16 protein-coding genes are annotated in these 17331 nt (G+C 47.0%); 2 read left to right on the top strand and 14 right to left on the bottom strand.

Features of this window, described 5'->3' with window-relative positions; genetic code table 11:
* The first annotated feature begins 2 nt into the window (after positions 1 to 2).
* Entirely contained in the window at positions 3 to 839 is an 837-nt protein-coding gene (locus tag MKX36_RS01355) for a helix-turn-helix transcriptional regulator (protein WP_340864083.1), read from the top strand.
* Positions 840 to 849: 10 nt separating this feature from the next.
* On the opposite strand, the gene MKX36_RS01350 is transcribed toward MKX36_RS01355, so the two are convergent.
* From MKX36_RS01350 to MKX36_RS01285, 14 genes are all read right to left on the bottom strand, one after another.
* Positions 850 to 1680 (bottom strand): carbohydrate ABC transporter permease, encoded by an 831-nt coding sequence (locus MKX36_RS01350; protein WP_017425663.1) that lies wholly within the window; start codon positions 1678 to 1680, stop codon positions 850 to 852.
* Positions 1670 to 2542: a carbohydrate ABC transporter permease gene (locus MKX36_RS01345; RefSeq protein ID WP_340864082.1), complete on the bottom strand. Its 873-nt coding sequence runs from the start codon at positions 2540 to 2542 to the stop codon at positions 1670 to 1672. The genes MKX36_RS01350 and MKX36_RS01345 overlap by 11 nt, the downstream gene beginning before the upstream one ends.
* Before the next feature lie 38 nt (positions 2543 to 2580).
* Positions 2581 to 3879 carry an ABC transporter substrate-binding protein gene (locus MKX36_RS01340; RefSeq protein ID WP_340864081.1) on the bottom strand — a complete coding sequence of 433 codons (1299 nt, stop codon included), beginning with the start codon at positions 3877 to 3879 and terminating at the stop codon, positions 2581 to 2583.
* 266 nt (positions 3880 to 4145) lie between these two features.
* Positions 4146 to 4703 (bottom strand): GNAT family N-acetyltransferase, encoded by a 558-nt coding sequence (locus tag MKX36_RS01335; protein WP_290410182.1) that lies wholly within the window; start codon positions 4701 to 4703, stop codon positions 4146 to 4148.
* A 67-nt stretch (positions 4704 to 4770) separates the two neighbouring features.
* Positions 4771 to 5811 (bottom strand): iron chelate uptake ABC transporter family permease subunit, encoded by a 1041-nt coding sequence (locus MKX36_RS01330; protein WP_340864080.1) that lies wholly within the window; start codon positions 5809 to 5811, stop codon positions 4771 to 4773.
* Positions 5812 to 6087: 276 nt separating this feature from the next.
* Positions 6088 to 6537 carry a hypothetical protein gene (locus MKX36_RS01325; RefSeq protein ID WP_016820194.1) on the bottom strand — a complete coding sequence of 150 codons (450 nt, stop codon included), beginning with the start codon at positions 6535 to 6537 and terminating at the stop codon, positions 6088 to 6090.
* 47 nt (positions 6538 to 6584) lie between these two features.
* Complete coding sequence (locus MKX36_RS01320) at positions 6585 to 7556, bottom strand: ABC transporter ATP-binding protein (RefSeq protein ID WP_185093996.1); 972 nt, start codon at positions 7554 to 7556, stop codon at positions 6585 to 6587.
* Positions 7543 to 8580, bottom strand: coding sequence for an ABC transporter ATP-binding protein (locus tag MKX36_RS01315; RefSeq protein ID WP_025363751.1), 1038 nt, complete (start codon positions 8578 to 8580; stop codon positions 7543 to 7545). Before MKX36_RS01315 ends, MKX36_RS01320 begins: the two co-directional genes overlap by 14 nt.
* 59 nt (positions 8581 to 8639) lie before the next feature.
* On the bottom strand, positions 8640 to 9485 hold the full coding sequence (locus MKX36_RS01310; RefSeq protein WP_016820191.1) for an ABC transporter permease: 846 nt from the start codon (positions 9483 to 9485) through the stop codon (positions 8640 to 8642).
* Positions 9486 to 9489: 4 nt separating this feature from the next.
* The gene (locus MKX36_RS01305; RefSeq protein WP_025363750.1) at positions 9490 to 10440 is read right to left on the bottom strand and encodes an ABC transporter permease; all 951 of its coding nucleotides are present in this window, start codon (positions 10438 to 10440) and stop codon (positions 9490 to 9492) included.
* Between the two features lie 73 nt (positions 10441 to 10513).
* Entirely contained in the window at positions 10514 to 12133 is a 1620-nt protein-coding gene (locus MKX36_RS01300; protein ID WP_019685838.1) for an ABC transporter substrate-binding protein, read from the bottom strand.
* Positions 12134 to 12292: 159 nt separating this feature from the next.
* A complete protein-coding gene (locus tag MKX36_RS01295) occupies positions 12293 to 12655 on the bottom strand; it encodes a DUF1304 domain-containing protein (protein WP_340864079.1) in 363 nt (120 codons plus the stop codon).
* 135 nt (positions 12656 to 12790) lie between these two features.
* Positions 12791 to 14302: a methyl-accepting chemotaxis protein gene (locus tag MKX36_RS01290; RefSeq protein WP_025363748.1), complete on the bottom strand. Its 1512-nt coding sequence runs from the start codon at positions 14300 to 14302 to the stop codon at positions 12791 to 12793.
* 259 nt (positions 14303 to 14561) lie between these two features.
* The gene (locus MKX36_RS01285; RefSeq protein ID WP_039276598.1) at positions 14562 to 15815 is read right to left on the bottom strand and encodes a cation:dicarboxylate symporter family transporter; all 1254 of its coding nucleotides are present in this window, start codon (positions 15813 to 15815) and stop codon (positions 14562 to 14564) included.
* 211 nt (positions 15816 to 16026) lie between these two features.
* Here MKX36_RS01285 and MKX36_RS01280 point away from each other — a divergent pair, with 211 nt between their 5' ends.
* Complete coding sequence (locus MKX36_RS01280) at positions 16027 to 17331, top strand: sensor histidine kinase (RefSeq protein ID WP_016820185.1); 1305 nt, start codon at positions 16027 to 16029, stop codon at positions 17329 to 17331.

The raw sequence follows: 17331 nt of genomic DNA, 5'->3' as shown, positions 1-17331 counted from the left end.
TTATGATCGCCACTCCCCATTTTGCTATCGAGCAAGCGCTTCGGACGGTGCCATTTAGCATGTCTGCTGACCATGTCCATCAAGCGCATGAAATCTATTATCTGCTGGCAGGAGAGCGTTACTACTACATTAATCAGCGTGTATACGCACTACAAAAGGGCGATCTGATCTGGATTAGCAAACATGATTTCCACCGTACGAGTAACAAAGGGAACGGCAGCCATGAGCGAATTTTGATCAACTTTGATGAAGCGTTTGTAGGCTCGTCCACGTCTGTCACTCCATCCGGCGATCAGAATCACCTGCTATTGCCTGAAAAAAGCTTTTTGCTTCGCCCCTCTGCAGCAGAACAACGCGAGTTGGAGCATCTGTTCCTGCAAATGCTGGATGAATACCATCAAGAGCATGCCTACCGATATATGTATCTTCAAAGCCTGCTACTGCAGCTACTGATACGAATCCGCCGCATACAATCAACGGCTCCGGACACCATAGCGCCTGAGCGCAGCGAGAAGCAGCAGCGCGTGTACTCGGTGATTGAGTATCTGCATATCCACTATGCCGAGAAGCTATCGTTGGAGCAACTGGCAGGACACTTTTATATTAGCAGCACCTATCTGTGCCGCATTTTCAAGCAGACCACAGGTTTTACGTTGGTCGAGTATCTTCAGGATGTACGGGTCCAGCAGGCTCGGGCGTATTTGAAGGAAACAAACTGGAAAGTGACCGCCATTGCTGAAAAAACGGGCTTTGACAGCATTGCTCACTTTGGCCGTGTATTCAAGCATTTCACCGGGCGTACTCCGTTACAGTATCGGAAAGCACATAAAAAGGAGTAGGGAAAAGCCCCTACCCCTTGATACCTGTTAAGGTAATGCCTTCTATAATTTGCTTTTGGGCAATGATGTAGACGATGAGCACCGGGACGACAGAGATGGTGGTACCTGCCATCATCAGTGACCAATCGGCGGTATAAAGGCCTTTGAAATTGTTGAGCAAAAGTGGAACTGTAAATTTCTCTGGTGTATTGAGATAGATCAGCGGATCAAGAAAGCTGTTCCAGGCACCCAAAAAAGTGAAAATCCCGATCGCCGCCAATGCCGGACGAATGAGTGGCAGAATGACACTCCAGTAAATGCGAATGTATCCCGCCCCGTCCATGACTGCTGCTTCCTCCAGATCGCGTGGAATTCCCATGACGAATTGACGGAGCAAAAACACCGCGAATGCATTAAACAAGGCTCCAGGTACAATCAGAGACCAATGCGTATCCAGCCAGCCGATACGATCCATCACCAAGTATAGCGGAATCATCGTTACCTGCTTAGGCACCATCATCGTAGCGAGGAACAAAATAAACAATATATCCGAACCCGGAAAACGGATTTTAGCAAAGGCATACGCTGCCATAGATGCGCTAATCAGCGTCGCTGTCACGATGATAAACGTAATGTAAAAGCTGTTCATGTACGCCTGCACGAAGGGCATGGCCTCCAGCGATGCCGGATAGTTGCTCCATACAAACGGATCGGGAATCCATTGTGGCGGAACGACAAAAATTTGAGAGATATCCTTTAAAGAACTGAGGATGGTCCATAGAAATGGAAAAAACATGATTAAAGAGCCGACAGCGAGCAGCACATGGCGCAGGAGCATCCTGCCTCTGCAACTAATCTCCATAGTGCACCCACCTCTTTTGCATTTTAAATTGCAGCAGTGTAAATATGAGAATAATCACGAACAAAATCATTGCCGCTGCCGCACTTTCTCCCATCGTGAAATCAATGAATGCCTGATCGTAAATGTGATACACAAGCGTATAGCTTGCTTTGGCTGGCCCGCCGTTTGTCATGACGAACGCCTGATCGAACACCTGAAAAGAGCTGATGACCATCATGATGGTGACAAAAAAGGTTGTTGGTGACAACAGCGGCAATGTGATATACCTTAGCTGCTGGAACTTGCTGGCCCCGTCAATTTCGGCTGCCTCGTAATAGCTTTTGGAGATGCCCTGAAGTCCTGCCAAAAAAATGACCATGTTGTATCCCAGTCCCAGCCATATGCTAAGTAGGGCAATCGATGGGATCACCCAATGCGTAGCGGTAAGCCACATCGGGCCTACAATCCCAATCGCTCGCAGCAAGTGGTTTAAAATGCCAAATTCACCATTCAGTATCCACATCCAGATGACCCCCACCGATACCGAACTGGTTACGACAGGCATGAAAAAAAACAAGCGATAGATTTCCCTGCCCTTCACTTTGTTGAGTACGATGGCTACGAGCAGAGCCAACACAATCCCCACCGGAATGACCAGCACCATATAGTACACCGTATTAATGAGTGCCTTCCAAAAATCAGGATCAGATAATTGACCTTTAAAATTGTCCAAGCCGACAAACAAAGGCACCCCAAAACCATCCCAATTGACAAAGCTTAAGTAAAACGCATACAGCAAGGGCAGCAGTGAAAAACATAACAGACCAAGAAACTGGGGGCCAATAAATAGATAGCCCCACAGCGCTTGATGCTTTTTCTGCATCTTGTCACCTTCCTCCCTGGTCACGGCCCATCCCGTGTTTACTTGACCGCCTTGGATATGATCTGATTCAACTTTTCAATGGTTGTCGCAGCATCCTGCTTGCCCAGGAACATCAGGTCAATGGTTTCCGTGATATCGGAGTTCAACCCCGGCACCTGTGCATCATACGCCAATGCAGAACCATAAGCATGCCCTTTATCACGTCCCTCAGTCAGATAGCCCGAGTGCTCAATCGTCGCCTTTTTCATGATGCTCTCATCTGCGGCAGCAAGCGTACCCATGGCATTGCCACCTTCAACCAGCCGCGCCTCCTGCCCTTTCACAGAGACGTAGAAGGCTGCCAGCTTCATGGCCTCTTGCACATGCGGACTGTTTTTGTTGACAGCTACATATGCAACCGGGATGGCGACAGGCTCATTTTTACCAGTGTTGGAGGGCCAGTAGATATAATCAAAGTCGAGGCTTTTATTTTGACTAAACAAGGGCTCCAGCCATCTTCCTGCCGCCAGCATGCCGACCTGATTGGACATGAACATGGCATCTGCCCCCTGCCCTTTTGGGAGTGAGCCAAGGTATACCGCATTTCCCTTTTTCACCATATCGTACATAAAAGCGAACGCTTCCTTGCCCTTTTCATTGTGGTCCAGCACATACTTGCCTTGTTCATCAAAGATCCGGCCACCATTCGACCACACCCATGAATACCAGTGAGCCCACCAGTTTTCCGCAATATAGCCCTGCTTTCCGGCGGCCTTCAGCTTGGATGTAACCTCCTCAAAGGCGTCCCAGTTCCACTTGCCCTCATCATAGTATTCCTGCGGTGTTTTCACACCTGCTTCCTTAAATACCTTTTTGTTGTAGTACATGACCATCGGGTTTGAGTCAGGAGTGACCCCATAGATTTCCCCATCACGCTTGGCCGGACCCCATAATCCTTCCGGAAAATCCTCGGCCTTCACGTCACTTGCCTCACTTTTTAAAAATTCACCCAAAGGCTGCACCTGTTTTGCTCCGATCAAACGCGCAATCGTCGACTCATATGAATAAAAGACATCCGGTCCGCGACTTCCTTGTAGCTGTGTCAACAGCTTTTGCTCATATTGGTCTCCCGGTACTGGTACCAGCTTAACTTCGATATTCGGATTCTCTTTTTCAAATGCATCCAGTGCCCGCTGATACACCTTCACCTCCGCAGGGTTACCCCAAACCTGCATCGTAAGCCGCACCTTTTTTCCATCTGTATTCTCTATTTTGGGAGAAGTGCTGCATGCCGTTGCAAGTAAAAACAGAATGCTGAGGAAAAATCCAATTTTTATCCAACTCATGTAATTGTCCACCTTAACCGCCTCCTGTAGCTTCGCATGGTTGTATATCGCCCTTCTTTGAAGCGCTTACAAAACTTTCCCTATCATCATATGTAGAAGGAGAAAGCGCGATATCCCCATTTTCATTTTTATATAAATTTTTTTCTTTTGAGTGGCTCTGATATGACAGTAACCAAGAGAAAGACATCACGAGGACGTAAAGGTCTGCACAACAAAAAAAGAAGAATGCAGATCACCTGCTTCCTTCTTTTGTATTCCTTCAATTATGATTTCGTTTTCTATGACTTTATTAGCATCTTTTCAAAAGTGTTATAGCCATTTGTTTCGCCTATATAAGTATAGCCACATTGTTGGTAAAAACCGCTAAGCTTGTCATTGCCCGCAATACAATCCAGACGGATTCGATCCTTGCCTGCGAAGCGGATACCTTGCTCAATCCACTGCATAAGCTCACGGCCCAGTCCCTTCCCCGTGTTATCGCGATCTACAACCAAACGATGCAGATACACGGAGGTACCTCCCTCGGAATTCATCCCGTCTAATCCCCACAATCTACAATCCCAAGCACTGGGCTGCTGCTGCAAGATCACTGCGCCTGCCAAGCGATGATCGTCTGAGGTTCGGAAAATAACCACTTCTCCGCGTGCAATAGCGCCACCCAGATTGTGATCATCTTCTCCTTTTAGTAATTTGCCCCATTGCGTGGAACCCTTGCTGTGCAGCCATCTGGCCGTCTTTAAAATTAACTCCTGAATCTCAGCCTGATCTTCATTACTTGCCTGATAAGCCACTATTCCTGGTTTGACGGATGGATCGACAATCGTCATTGATGTCATGCTGCACCTCAACTCTATTTTTTTATGTATAAAATATAGCATAAAAAAAGAGAGTTTGATGCTCTGGCTAATAGCGTTCAGAATTTACCATTTCCATAACGCTTCTTCTCCATTCTCTCCACATCATAAAGATCAAAAGGGGTATGCCGATGCAGGCCAGTACTGGGGTTAAGGGCAACCCAACCGGCTCATGGATTCTAGCGGAAATGACTTTGGCCAGCATCAACAACCCGCCTCCCCAAAGGATGGAGCCCAACATGAGAAGCCGTGGACGGTTTCCTATCATACAACGCATGAAATAAGGCACAATAAGCCCTATATATCCGATGGTACCACATGCCCACACCGTAATGGCGGTCAACACAATTGCGAAGGGAATGTACAGCGGTTTCAGCTGCTTGGGGAATGCGAAGACAGATCCTGCGGCGAGAAGTGTAACCAAGGTAAGCCAAAACGTGAATGACCCTTCTCTTATTCCCCTCCCTCCCACAGACATTGCCCACTCTTGCTGATTTTCTCCAAATAGCACAATAAATCCAGAGATTGAACGAAGGGCTACATCAATAATGAAACCAATCATGAATAAATGAATTCCCGCAGACCGTCCTCGAATGAAACGGATTCTATTTAATGTAAATACAATGAATCCCCCAAATACCGCCCCTGCAATACAAAGGGCCATACCACCAAAAGAGTCTATGTTCATTCCCAGTAAAAGGACAACACATAACCCCACCATTGCCCCAGGCATAAGTCCGGTTAAGGTGGGTGATGCAAATGGATTAGCTATTCGTAGTTGTAAAAGAGTGCCTGAAACGGCCAGACCTCCTCCGAGCAACAACATATCCAAGGCAAATGGCAAACGAGTTTGGTATACAACTTCCTTCAATAGGGGATCAGGATTGGAAGAAAACAACACTTCCCAAAACTCTGCATAGCTGATAGGAAATATACCTGTGGTTAGCGACAGGAACAAACTAAAGATCAATAATGCAAACCCTGTAACCAGAGTCAAAACTATTCTTTGTGGACGTGGTGGAGCTGCGTTCGATTCGGCGGCAATCGTCTCATCTTTACGTTCACCCACATGTATTTCTTGTTCACTCATCAGATTTAAAAGGTCCCCTTTCCTCATTTCCCATAAAATATAAATAACACTATACTTTTATCGGTCATATATGGTGAAAAATGTAACCTTTCTAATCATTTCAACTGATGATATCCATATGAGGAAAGATGGAAGGGACGTGAATGAGGTGCCAAGCCGTAAACGTATCTTCTAAAGTATGAAAATAATGAAGAAGCATCGTATTAAAAAAACGAGCTGACCTCCCGGTCAGCTCGTTTCAATTCCTGGTAAAGTGTGTTGCTCCATATTCACAATTTAATTCGTCTGTGCAGCAGGCACAATGCGGTACAATCCTGCAGTATCGCCAGTTGCGGGCCGTACCTCCTGAATGACCCAACCTAACGACAGCACCTGCTCCAGCCGATCATATTCGGCCTGCGTCAGTTCGGATGTGACAGCTTCGCTTCCTTCCTCCAGAGACAGCTCTGGCTCACCTCCAAGCGCCACGGCAATCCACGTACGAATGCCACGGATCGTATTATATTTGATTTGATACCCGTCTGTTACCGCGCTGACAAACACCTCCGGTTCATTGGCCGCCAGCCCGGTGGCAAGCTCCGCATAATCGAATTGTCCGTCCGTTGGCAGCTCATTTTGCTGCACCCGACGGATGAGTTCCTCAGGGGACCAGCCTAATGAACGTAAAGATTCCAGCATGAGCGCGTCCCACTGGGAAATACGTACTCTTTTCGTTGATTCAGTCATCGTTTTTTACCTCCTATGGGTTATGTACACGTACAACCAATCTTAACCTAACGGCTAACCGGGTACGCCACATAATGTCCGGGACTAATTTCTTTTAGCTCGCCAGCATCGTTGCTATCCTTGTCCCATACCCATGAACCGTCGGGTTGAGCCAAGCTATTCTGCCGCTCGCCGACCGCTCTCGGATCAGGCACAGGGATGGAAGAGAGCAGCGCCTGTGTGTAGGGGTGAGCAGGCTGCTCATACAGTTCATCTGCATCAGCTACCTCCACCAACCGTCCATGATACATCACGCCAATACGATCCGAAATATGCCGCACCATCGACAAGTCGTGAGCGATGAACAGATACGTCAGCCCGAACTCCTGCTGGAGATCCTCCAGCGTGTTAATGACCTGCGCCTGGATGGACACATCCAGGGCCGAAATCGGTTCATCACAGACGATGAACTCGGGATTCACGGATAAGGCACGAGCGATGGAAATCCGCTGGCGTTGACCGCCGCTAAACTCGTGCGAATAGCGGTACAGGTGCTCCCGCTTCAACCCTACCTTCTCCAGTAAAGTCACTACGGCATCCTTACGCTCACTGCCCTGATGCAATCTGTGAATATCCATCGGCTCACCAATCAGGTCAAGCACGTTCATACCCGGATTAAGCGAGGAATATGGGTCCTGAAAAATGCTCTGAATACGCCGACGCAGCGGCTTGAGCTGCTTGTCATTCAGCTTGGAAATATCCTGACCGTCAAAGCGTACCGTACCTTCCGTATAATCGTATAACCGTGTCAGGCAGCGTCCAACTGTCGATTTGCCACTACCGGACTCACCGACCAGTCCGAACGTCTCGCCACGCTTGATGTGGAAGCTTACGCCGTCAACCGCCTTGAGCACCTCGGAGCTGCGCCCTAACAAATCCTTTGCGGTCACAAAATGCTTCTTAAGCTGGTGTACCTCCACCAAGGGCTGATCCTCACCCGCCACATGGTTGGCCTCTCTCAACGCTTCATTCACCGTCATTCCCCTCCTCTGCACGACCCGCTTCGGACGTCTCGTAGACTCCGGCAGGCACGGCGTCCGGCTCGTTCAACCAGCAGGCTGCTCGCTGGTCTGGGCGCAGCTCCACCATCGGCGGCCGCTCCGCACAGCGGGCAAACGCGTGCGGGCACCGTTCCATGAACGGACAGCCTGATGGCGGGTTCACCAGATCCGGGGGCGTGCCCTCAATCGGCACCAGCCGCTCACGGAAGCCGTTCGTACGCTGGGGTACAGAGCGCAGCAGACCCTGCGTATATGGATGCCCAGGACGATAGAAGATATCGTCCACACGCCCCTCCTCCATCACCATGCCGCCATACATTACGATGACACGGCTGCACACCTGAGCGACGACGCCCAGATCGTGGGTGATCAGGGCAATCGCCATATCAGATTGCTGCTTGAGCGTCTTGAGCAGCTCCAAAATTTGCGCCTGAATCGTCACATCCAGCGCTGTAGTTGGCTCATCAGCAATCAGTAGCTCCGGGCTGCACGAGAGCGCCATTGCGATCATCACCCGCTGGCGCATCCCTCCGCTGAATTGATGCGGGTATTGATTCATTCGACGCTCCGGTTCAGTAATACCTACCTGTCGCAGTAGCTCCACAGCTGCCTGCGTAGCTGCTTCCTTGCTCAGTCCTCGATGCCTACGAATCACCTCGACCAGGTGATAGCCTACTTTTTTGACTGGATTCAGCGAAGTCATCGGGTCCTGAAACACCATTGCGATTTGGTTACCGCGTATTTTACGCCATTGTTTTTCTGTCAGCGCGGTCAAACTTTCTCCACGGTAACGGATATCGCCGTTCAGCCGCTTGCCGGGCGGGGCAATCATCGACATGATCGCTTTCGCCGTAACGCTTTTGCCGCTACCGGATTCTCCTACAATTCCTACCGTTTCTCCAGCATCAATATGAAAGCTAACCCCTCGAACGGCCTGATTCTCCCCCTCACGAGTGAAAAACGAGACCTCCAGCTGTTCGACGGACAGCAGATGTTCTGTCATTGTGTTTTCGCCCCTTCCTGTCGCTCCTGGAGCCATTGTTAATGGATCTATGCTGTGAATCACCGTTTTACTAATTTGGGCTCAAAGCCTACACGCAGTACATCTCCCAGTACATTAAAGCTCAACACGGTCAGTAAAATAAGCAGTCCCGGAAACAATGCCATATATGGTGCCTGTGCAATATAACCTTGGGCATTATTCAGCATACTGCCCCACGTAGCGTTCGGCAGTTGAACACCAAAGCCGAGAAAGCTCAGTGATGATTCCATCATAATGGCTGAAGCGATATTGTTCGTCGCTCCTACGATAATGACTGGAATCAGATTGGGAACGATGTGCTTCAGGATAATGCCAAATGTACTTTGTCCGGAAGCTTTGGCATAAAGCACATACTCCCGTTCGCGCAGCGTCATCGTCTCTGCCCGCACCACCCGGGCAATATTCATCCACATGAGCAGGGCGATAATGACAATGATATTGCCAACGCCTGGCTTCAAAAACACACTAAGCAGCAATATAACTAGAAAAGACGGAATCGACATGATTAGCTCCAAAATCCGCATAAGCAGGTTGTCAATCCACCCGCCAAAATAGCCGCTCACAATGCCTACCACTGCACCAATACTGGTCGCAATAATCATAGAGGCAAAGCCCACCAGCAAGGATACACGACCGCCATACAGCGCTCTTGTAAAATAGTCCCGACCGTAATCGTCCGTTCCAAACCAGTGTGCGCCTCCCGGTGGTTGGAGGCGCTCCAGTACGTTCAGCTTATTCGGGTCCTGCGGTGATAAAAATGCGAAAATCGCTCCCAGCGAGAATACGATCAATAGTATGAGGGCGACGGCGCCCATTTTGCTCGTCATCAGCTCGATCCCGATGTTGCGCCATTTGCTCCGATTCATGTTTTCACCTCGTTGATTTAATTCTCGGGTCCGCCATGCTGTACAAGATATCTGCCAGCAGATTGCCCAGGATCAGCAGCAAAGCGGAAAATAAAGTAATCCCCATAATGACGGGATAATCCATTCCTTTTACAGCCGTCATGCCCAGCGAGCCAATACCCGGCCAGGAAAATACCGTCTCCGTCACAATGGCTCCCGCTACCAGATCCGCAACCGACATACCAAGCAGCGTAATGATGGGCAGCAGCACATGCTTGAGCACGTGTCGGAACAAAACCAGTCGCTGTCCAGATCCGAACGCGTACTGTATCTGCACGTACTCTTCCTTAAGCTGCGTAATCGTGCTGGAACGGATGTACCTCACATAGACAGATAGAAAGCCAAAGGCCAGTACAAAACATGGCAAAATTCCATGCTTGATTACATCCAGCACCGAGTCCGTTCCGATCGTACGCATCCCTGTACTTGGAAGCCAATGCAAATAAATTGCAAATAGATAAATAAGCAAAATGCCAAGCCAAAACAATGGGACAGAAATACCGATGTACGACATTAGATTAATGAGCTTGTCGATCCAGCGATTCCGATTGGCCGCAGCAATCAAACCAAGTGGAATTGCAATCAACACAGCGAGTATGATGGAGGCGCCCATTAACCCCGCTGTCGCCGGGAGACGGTCGAGAATCTGATCCAGTACAGGCTGATGATTAATTAGCGAATAACCTAGATCTCCTGTCAGGCTTTTTTTAAGCCATAATATGTACTGTACATAAGCGGGCTGGTCCAGCCCCAAGCTATGCCTCATTCTTTCAATATCTTCCAGATGCATATTCGGTGTAACAAAAGAGAGAACCGGATCACCTGGAGCCAGCTTGATCAAGCCGAAGCAGACGACGGACACAAAAAATAGCATCGGTATAACTTGCAGCAACCTTCTGGCGATGAGTTGTCTCATACGTTTTCCTTCCCCTTGCTGTTTTCGAAAAAAATAAGCTGGTTACCCCAGCTTATTTTTTGAAAACCCTGTCTTATTTGTGATAAATTTTGGACAAATCCTCGAAAATCACGACCGGCTTCAACACAGCCTGATCAATACCGCCATACTGCTTGTCGAAGGCCACAATCGTTTTGGTGTATGCAATCGGGTAGATAACCGCATCATCAGCCAAAATTTCTTGTACCTTTTTATAAATTTCTCCACGTTTAGTCGTATCCGACTCACCCGCGCCCTCTTCCAACAACTTATCTACTTCTTTATTAGAATAATGCGAATAGTTGGAGGACGATCCCGTGCTATACAAAATACGATACGCATCAGGGTCATACCCCATGATATAGCCGCTGATCGCCAGATCGAAATCCTTGGCATTCGTATCAACGAATTTTTGCGACCACGCTGAGGAATCCATACTGTTCACATCCAGCTGAACGCCAATATCCTTGAACTTCTGCTGGATATACAGCGCCTGTGCTTCCTGTACCTTGTTGCCGCCCGGAATGATAATGCGCAGCTTCAGCCCTTCAGCGCCGGCCGATTTCAGCAGCTCCTTCGCCTTGTTCACATCATTATTGAAAAATGCAACATCATTCGTGTGATACAGTACATCCTGTGTCAAAGCGGACTTTGCAGTATCTGCATAATCTTTGGAGCCATACGATACCTGGATCAATTCATCCTGATTCAGTGCATAAGAAAGTGCCTGACGTACTTCTTTTTTGTTCAACTGCTTCGTATCACTGTTTTCATTAAACATCAGGTATGCCAAGCGTCCTTCGCTGTAAGGGAAAATGTCAAACTTATCTGTCGCTTTAATGGTGTCTACGTTTTGTGGGTCGAGATAGTTTACATTGATTTCACCATTTTGCAGGGCCAAATTGGCAGCATTCGAATCTTTAACAATTCGATATGTCACAGAATCCAGATGCGGCTTGCCGCCAAAATAGTTATCGAACCGTTCAAGTGTAACGTACTCGCCAGTTTTGTACTCTTTAAATTTGAAAGGACCTGATCCAACCGGAGTGTTGTTTTTCGTGCTTTTCTCAATATCCGCTTCATTCTCAAAAATGTGCTTCGGAATCGGGGATACCTGTACCAGGGCCGCCTCAAAAGCTGGGGCTGGCTGAGGAAGCTTGAAGTCCACCGTCGTATCATCAACCTTGCTCGCCTGTACCGGCTTGCCGTTGACCATAAAATTACTTCTCAAGAAGCTGTGCTGCTTCTCATCTAAAATTTTGTTAATCGTGAAAACGACATCGTCAGCTGTCAGCTTCTCGCCATCATGCCAAGTCAGATCCTTTTTCAGTTTTAGTGTATAGGTCAACTTGTCTGCCGAAGGAGTCAGGCTATCTGCCAAATAAAACGTCTTCTTGCCATTGTTCACTTGGAACAAAGGTGCAAATATCGCTTGATCTATCGTCAGACTTACCCGGTCACCCGCATAGTTCGGATTCAGCACCACCGGATCGGCTTGCACGCCGATAATCAGGCTGCCACCATCTTTGGGCTGTCCGTTATCCGCTGTAGTTGCATCTGTGCCAGACGCACTACCATTCGTCGCAGACGAAGATCCCGAATTTCCGCCGGAGCATGCACTTACTACCAACATTAATACGATGAATACGAATATACCTGTCAAATTACGACGCATCGCTCTAGCCTCCAAATTCTTTAAGTATGTATTGAAAAATATTATAAATCGGAATAGTCGGATTTACAATCGTTCAAAAACTGTTTATTCCCCTTGTCATTAGCATTGCAGACATTATGTGATCGAATTAGCAAAAAAGACACCCGTTAAGGGCGTCTTTTAGAAGACCAGCAAACTGATTAATGCCAAGATGGCAGGCAGACCTTGCTTTAATAAAATAGACTTATTAGCCGTTAATGCACCATACACTGCAGCCACTACTATGCAAATGACAAAAAATAATTCGATTTGCCGCCCGATCACAGGATTGGGATAGAACAAGCCCCACACCAATCCAGCAGCCAGAAATCCGTTATACAGCCCCTGATTGGCTGCCAAGGGTTTGGTCACTCCTGCCAGTTCCTTCGAGGTACCGAACGTACGCATCGCGCGTGGAGTCGTCCACAAAAACATTTCCAATACTAAAATGTACACGTGCTCCAGCGCTACAATTCCAACCAATATTGAACTAAGTAGGCTCAAATCGCTTCCTCTTTTCCACATGAAATTACTCTGAGGTCATCTTAGATTGATCCTCAAAAGTATAGTTCATCTACCAAAAGCAGTAAAGAGACCGAGCCTATGGCCCGGTCTACTATTTACATGAAGTCTAAAGCCTTACATCGTTCTCGCAAAATCCAACAAAGCTTTGGACATACTGTTGATCTCGTCCGTAGATGCATTGACTTGCTGTGTTAGCGCGGCTTGTGTTTGTGTCAGCGTAGACATATTCCCGATGTTGTGCAGAATTCGCTCGATGAGTGTTTTCATTTCGTCCAGACTGGTCTCGATATTCCCGGTCGCATCCGCACTATGGATGGCAAGTTTTCTGACTTCATCTGCAACTACTGCAAAACCCCGTCCCTGCTCGCCTGCACGCGATGCCTCGATTGCAGCATTCAGACCCAATAGATTCGTTTGATTCGCAATCTCTTTAATGAAGTTCGAAATGTTTTGCGTCTCTTCTGCACTGACTTTGGCCTGATTCGCTGCCTCTGTCGATTGCTCTTGAGCCGTAGCCAATTCCTGTGCCTGGTTACTAACCGAGTTAACACCGTTCACCATTTCTGTAATGGAATCGGATAGATGCTGAATTTTGAGCGTAAGCTCGTCTGCAACAGCCTGCTTTTCCTTTTCCACTGTGATATCACGGATGGTTCCGGCAATGCGAATAGGCACTCCTTTGCTATCGCGTATGCTTCTTCCACTGTTTTGATACCAGCGATATTCTCCATTTTTACTTTGTAAGCGACATACCATATCATATGGCGTACGATCTGAATAGTCATTTAAATGATCAACTACAGCCTTAAACGCATGCTCGGCATCGTCAGGATGTATGCGTGAACTCCAACTGCTTAGTACACTCGGGAAGTCCTGCTCATCCCTAAAGCCCAAGGTATGGCGAAATTGCTGGGACCACCAAAATATATTATCCGGGTTCTCAATGTCTCCATCAGCCAGAATGACGTCATATGGCGCCTCCACCAAAACACGGTTGATGAGATCATATCTTGTAACTAGCGCCTGAAGCTCCTCTGACTTAATCTTCTGATCGTGCACATCCAACAGAGCGCCCGCAATACGAAGTGGCACTCCCTGCTGGTCACGGATCGTCGTTCCGGTAGCCCGGAACCAGCGATATTCTCCATGCTTCAGCCTCAAACGATACTGTACGTCATAAGGGGTTTTTCCCGTAGTATCCAGTAAATGATCAGACAATTCTGCCAAAGATCTGTCATAGTCTTCGGGGTGTAGTCGAGATGACCAGCTGTCCAATACATTGGGGAATTCCTTTTCGCTCTGATATCCCAGCATAGAACGGAATTCTTCTGACCATGTGAACGTATTACTTGGATTGACGGGATCACCCGCAATGACCTCCATGTCCCATAAGCCAATCTCTATCGCCTTAGTAACAAGCTTCAAACGGATATCAACATGTTGAGCATCATTTTTCATGGACTCTATCGCTTGGTTGACATTGTTTGCGATTTCTTGAATTTCAGGAGATGCTGAGGAAACCTGTATTGCAGCAGAATAATCCTTTTGCTGTATTCTTTGTGAGAGTTTGCGGCTTTCTTCTACTAAAGGAGCAAGTGATTGAGACTCATTTTTCTTGAGAAACATATATGATCTTCCCTTCTAAGCCAGTTATATAAAACGGTATAATTTAATATCGGAATTTTATTAAGAATCATTATAAATAAATCTATAATCACATAGGTATTAAGACTTATTTTTCGTGTCCATATACCTATATATCCATACAAAAAACATCGAAAAATGTCGAAAAAGGAAGTGTGTTAACAAGTTTGGAAACAAAAAGAACACCTCTGCATTACTTCGCAAAGGTGCTCTTGGTATCCACTATTCGGTTCAATGTATCTTATTTAATTGAAGCAACGTATTCCTCGCCTTTTTCTTTATCATATTGTCCTTCCCATTTGGACATGACTACAGCCGCAAGCGAGTTCCCTAAAACATTGACTACCGTACGCGCCATATCCAGAATACGATCAATACCAGCGATAAAGGCCAGACCTTCCAGCGGGAGATTCACTGCTCCCAGCGTAGCGAGCAACACGACAAAGGAAGCGCCCGGCACGCCTGCAATACCTTTGGAGGAAATAATCAGCACGAGTACCAGCGTGATTTGGGTCGTGATCGGCAAATCAATGCCATACATTTGGGCAATGAAAATTGCAGCCAGTGCTTGATACAGAGTGGAGCCGTCCAGATTAAAAGAATATCCGATCGGAATGACAAAGGATGTGATTCCCTTCGGACACCCGAATTTCTCCATCTTCTCCATGATCTTAGGCAGGACACTTTCCGAGCTGGCCGTCGAATATGCAAGCAACAGCTCACTTTTCAAAATTTTAACCATAGTCCAGAGACGGGTACCGCAAAGCTTGGCGATAATTCCAAAGACAATCACAATAAACAGTAACATGGAGCCATACACTGACAGTACAAGCTTCAATAACGGCCATAACGAGGCTAATCCAAACTTGGCCACTGTCGTGCCAATCAGTGCAAATACACCGAACGGAGCGAGGCGCATGACCTGATTGGTTACCCAGAACATGGCGTCGGCTACACCTTCAAAGAAATTCAGCACAGGCTTGCCCTTGTTACCAATCGCAGCTACTCCTAGTCCAAACAACACGGAGAAGAATATAATAGCCAGCATATCTCCTTCGCCCAGGGCTTGAATAACATTGGTAGGTACAATATGCACAATCGTATCTATAAAGCTATGGCCTGACTTTTCCGCAGTCTCCACATAGGAATGGATATCGCTCTTGGCCAGGTGGGACATGTCCACGCCCTCACCGGGGCGAACCAGATTGGCAACAAGCAGACCAAACAGGATCGCAATGGTCGTTACAATTTCGAAGTACAGAATCGACTTCCCGCCGAGTTTCCCCAGTTTCTTCATATCTCCGACGCCGGCTACACCAATAATGAGCGTTGAGATTACAATAGGTACGACAATCATCTTGATTAAGCGGATGAAAATATCACCGATCGGCTTTAAGTAGACTTCCACCCCTGAATTGCCGTAAAATAAGGCACCAACAATAATACCTAAAGCCAGACCGATAAAGATTTGCATTGTTAAATTAATCTTTTTCACTTCATGTCCCCCCTGGCTGGTTTGTATATTTTTGCAGTATGCAGCTCTTAATATTCAAATGATGTTATTTATACTACAATCCGAACTATAAAAACCGACAGTTATCTACACATGTATTTGTTTTTTTCTATAAATTCACAAGTATTAATGCTAAGCCTGTGAATTTATCTTACATTGACTTTCTGAAACAAATACCCGGAGGTGAATATGGATGAAGCTAAATACCCTTCTTTTCCTGCTGATGCTTATCTTTGTACCCCTAGCAGGTGAGTTGAATATTCACCCGTTCGATAATACATTTCGTCTCAGCTTTGGTACGCCCGTATTTTTTTTCTTTCTGTTATCTATACGTCATATTCCACCTGCATTATCGGGAGTATTTGCAGGGATAGCAGTAGTTGCATTTCGTATTTCACTCAATCATTACCTTCATCCCGGCTCTTCCTTTGAAGAATTAATGACCTTGCATGGACCTACCTTTTTTTATTATATGGTTTATGGCCTGCTCTTTCAGGTTCTTAACATTAATGCTGAGCCTTACCGCGCACTGCGTGTGGGCATCCTCTCTGTGGGAATTGAGGTTGCCGCAAGTGTGGCGGAGCTTAGTGTCCGGCGAAGCATTGATGGTGATTTCTGGGACATTGTTAAGATCAGCAAAGTGGCTTTTATGGCCATGATCCGCAGCTTCTTTGTGCTTGGGTTCTATAATATGATTCGATTAAATCAATCTGTTCAGCATGAAGAGGCACAAAGACAGCAAACGGAGCGAATTTTACTCCTGGTATCGGACTTGTATGAGGAGTCAGTCCAGTTAGGCAAAACTTTGTCACATGCAGAGCAAATCACCCGTGAAAGCTATGAGCTATACCGCGAGCTGCAGCAGGATGAATCTCTGAAAGATAGAGAACATTACGCCAGACAGGCACTTCGTATTTCCGGACAAGTCCATGAGATTAAAAAAGACAGCCAGCGGATTTTTGCCGGCTTGTCCAAGCTCATTGATTCGGAAAGCGACGTGCATTATATGACCTCACAGGAACTTGGCGAGCTGATCGTCCGAACAAACAGCAAATACGCCCAATCGTTAGGCAAGTCTATCCGTTTCACGCTGAATTTCGATCCTTTGTTGCCCAAACTGCATGTTTATACAGTTCTCACTCTGATTAACAACCTGACCTCCAATTCAGTAGAAGCGATGAAAGACAGTGGAAGGATTGACGTCTCCATTCATTTTCTACCAGGACAAGAGGATATAATATCCTTTAGTGTCACCGATAACGGTCCAGGTATTCCTCAGCGCAAACGGGAAATGATCTTCACACCGGGATACACAACCAAGTATGATGAGGGAGGACAGCCTTCGACCGGCATGGGTTTATTTTATGTGCGTGAAGTCGCGGAGAGTCTTGATGGAACGCTTGAACTACTACAGAATGAAGATGAGCATACAGATAGATTACAGACCACTTTTAGAATCATATTACCTTTACGGAAACTGACGGAGAAAGGAAGATAG

This window comes from Paenibacillus sp. FSL W8-0439 (assembly GCF_038008995.1).
Taxonomy (GTDB): domain Bacteria; phylum Bacillota; class Bacilli; order Paenibacillales; family Paenibacillaceae; genus Paenibacillus; species Paenibacillus polymyxa.
The sequence above is the reverse complement of the archived record's forward strand: the minus strand, read 5'-3'. Positions and strand labels throughout refer to the sequence as shown.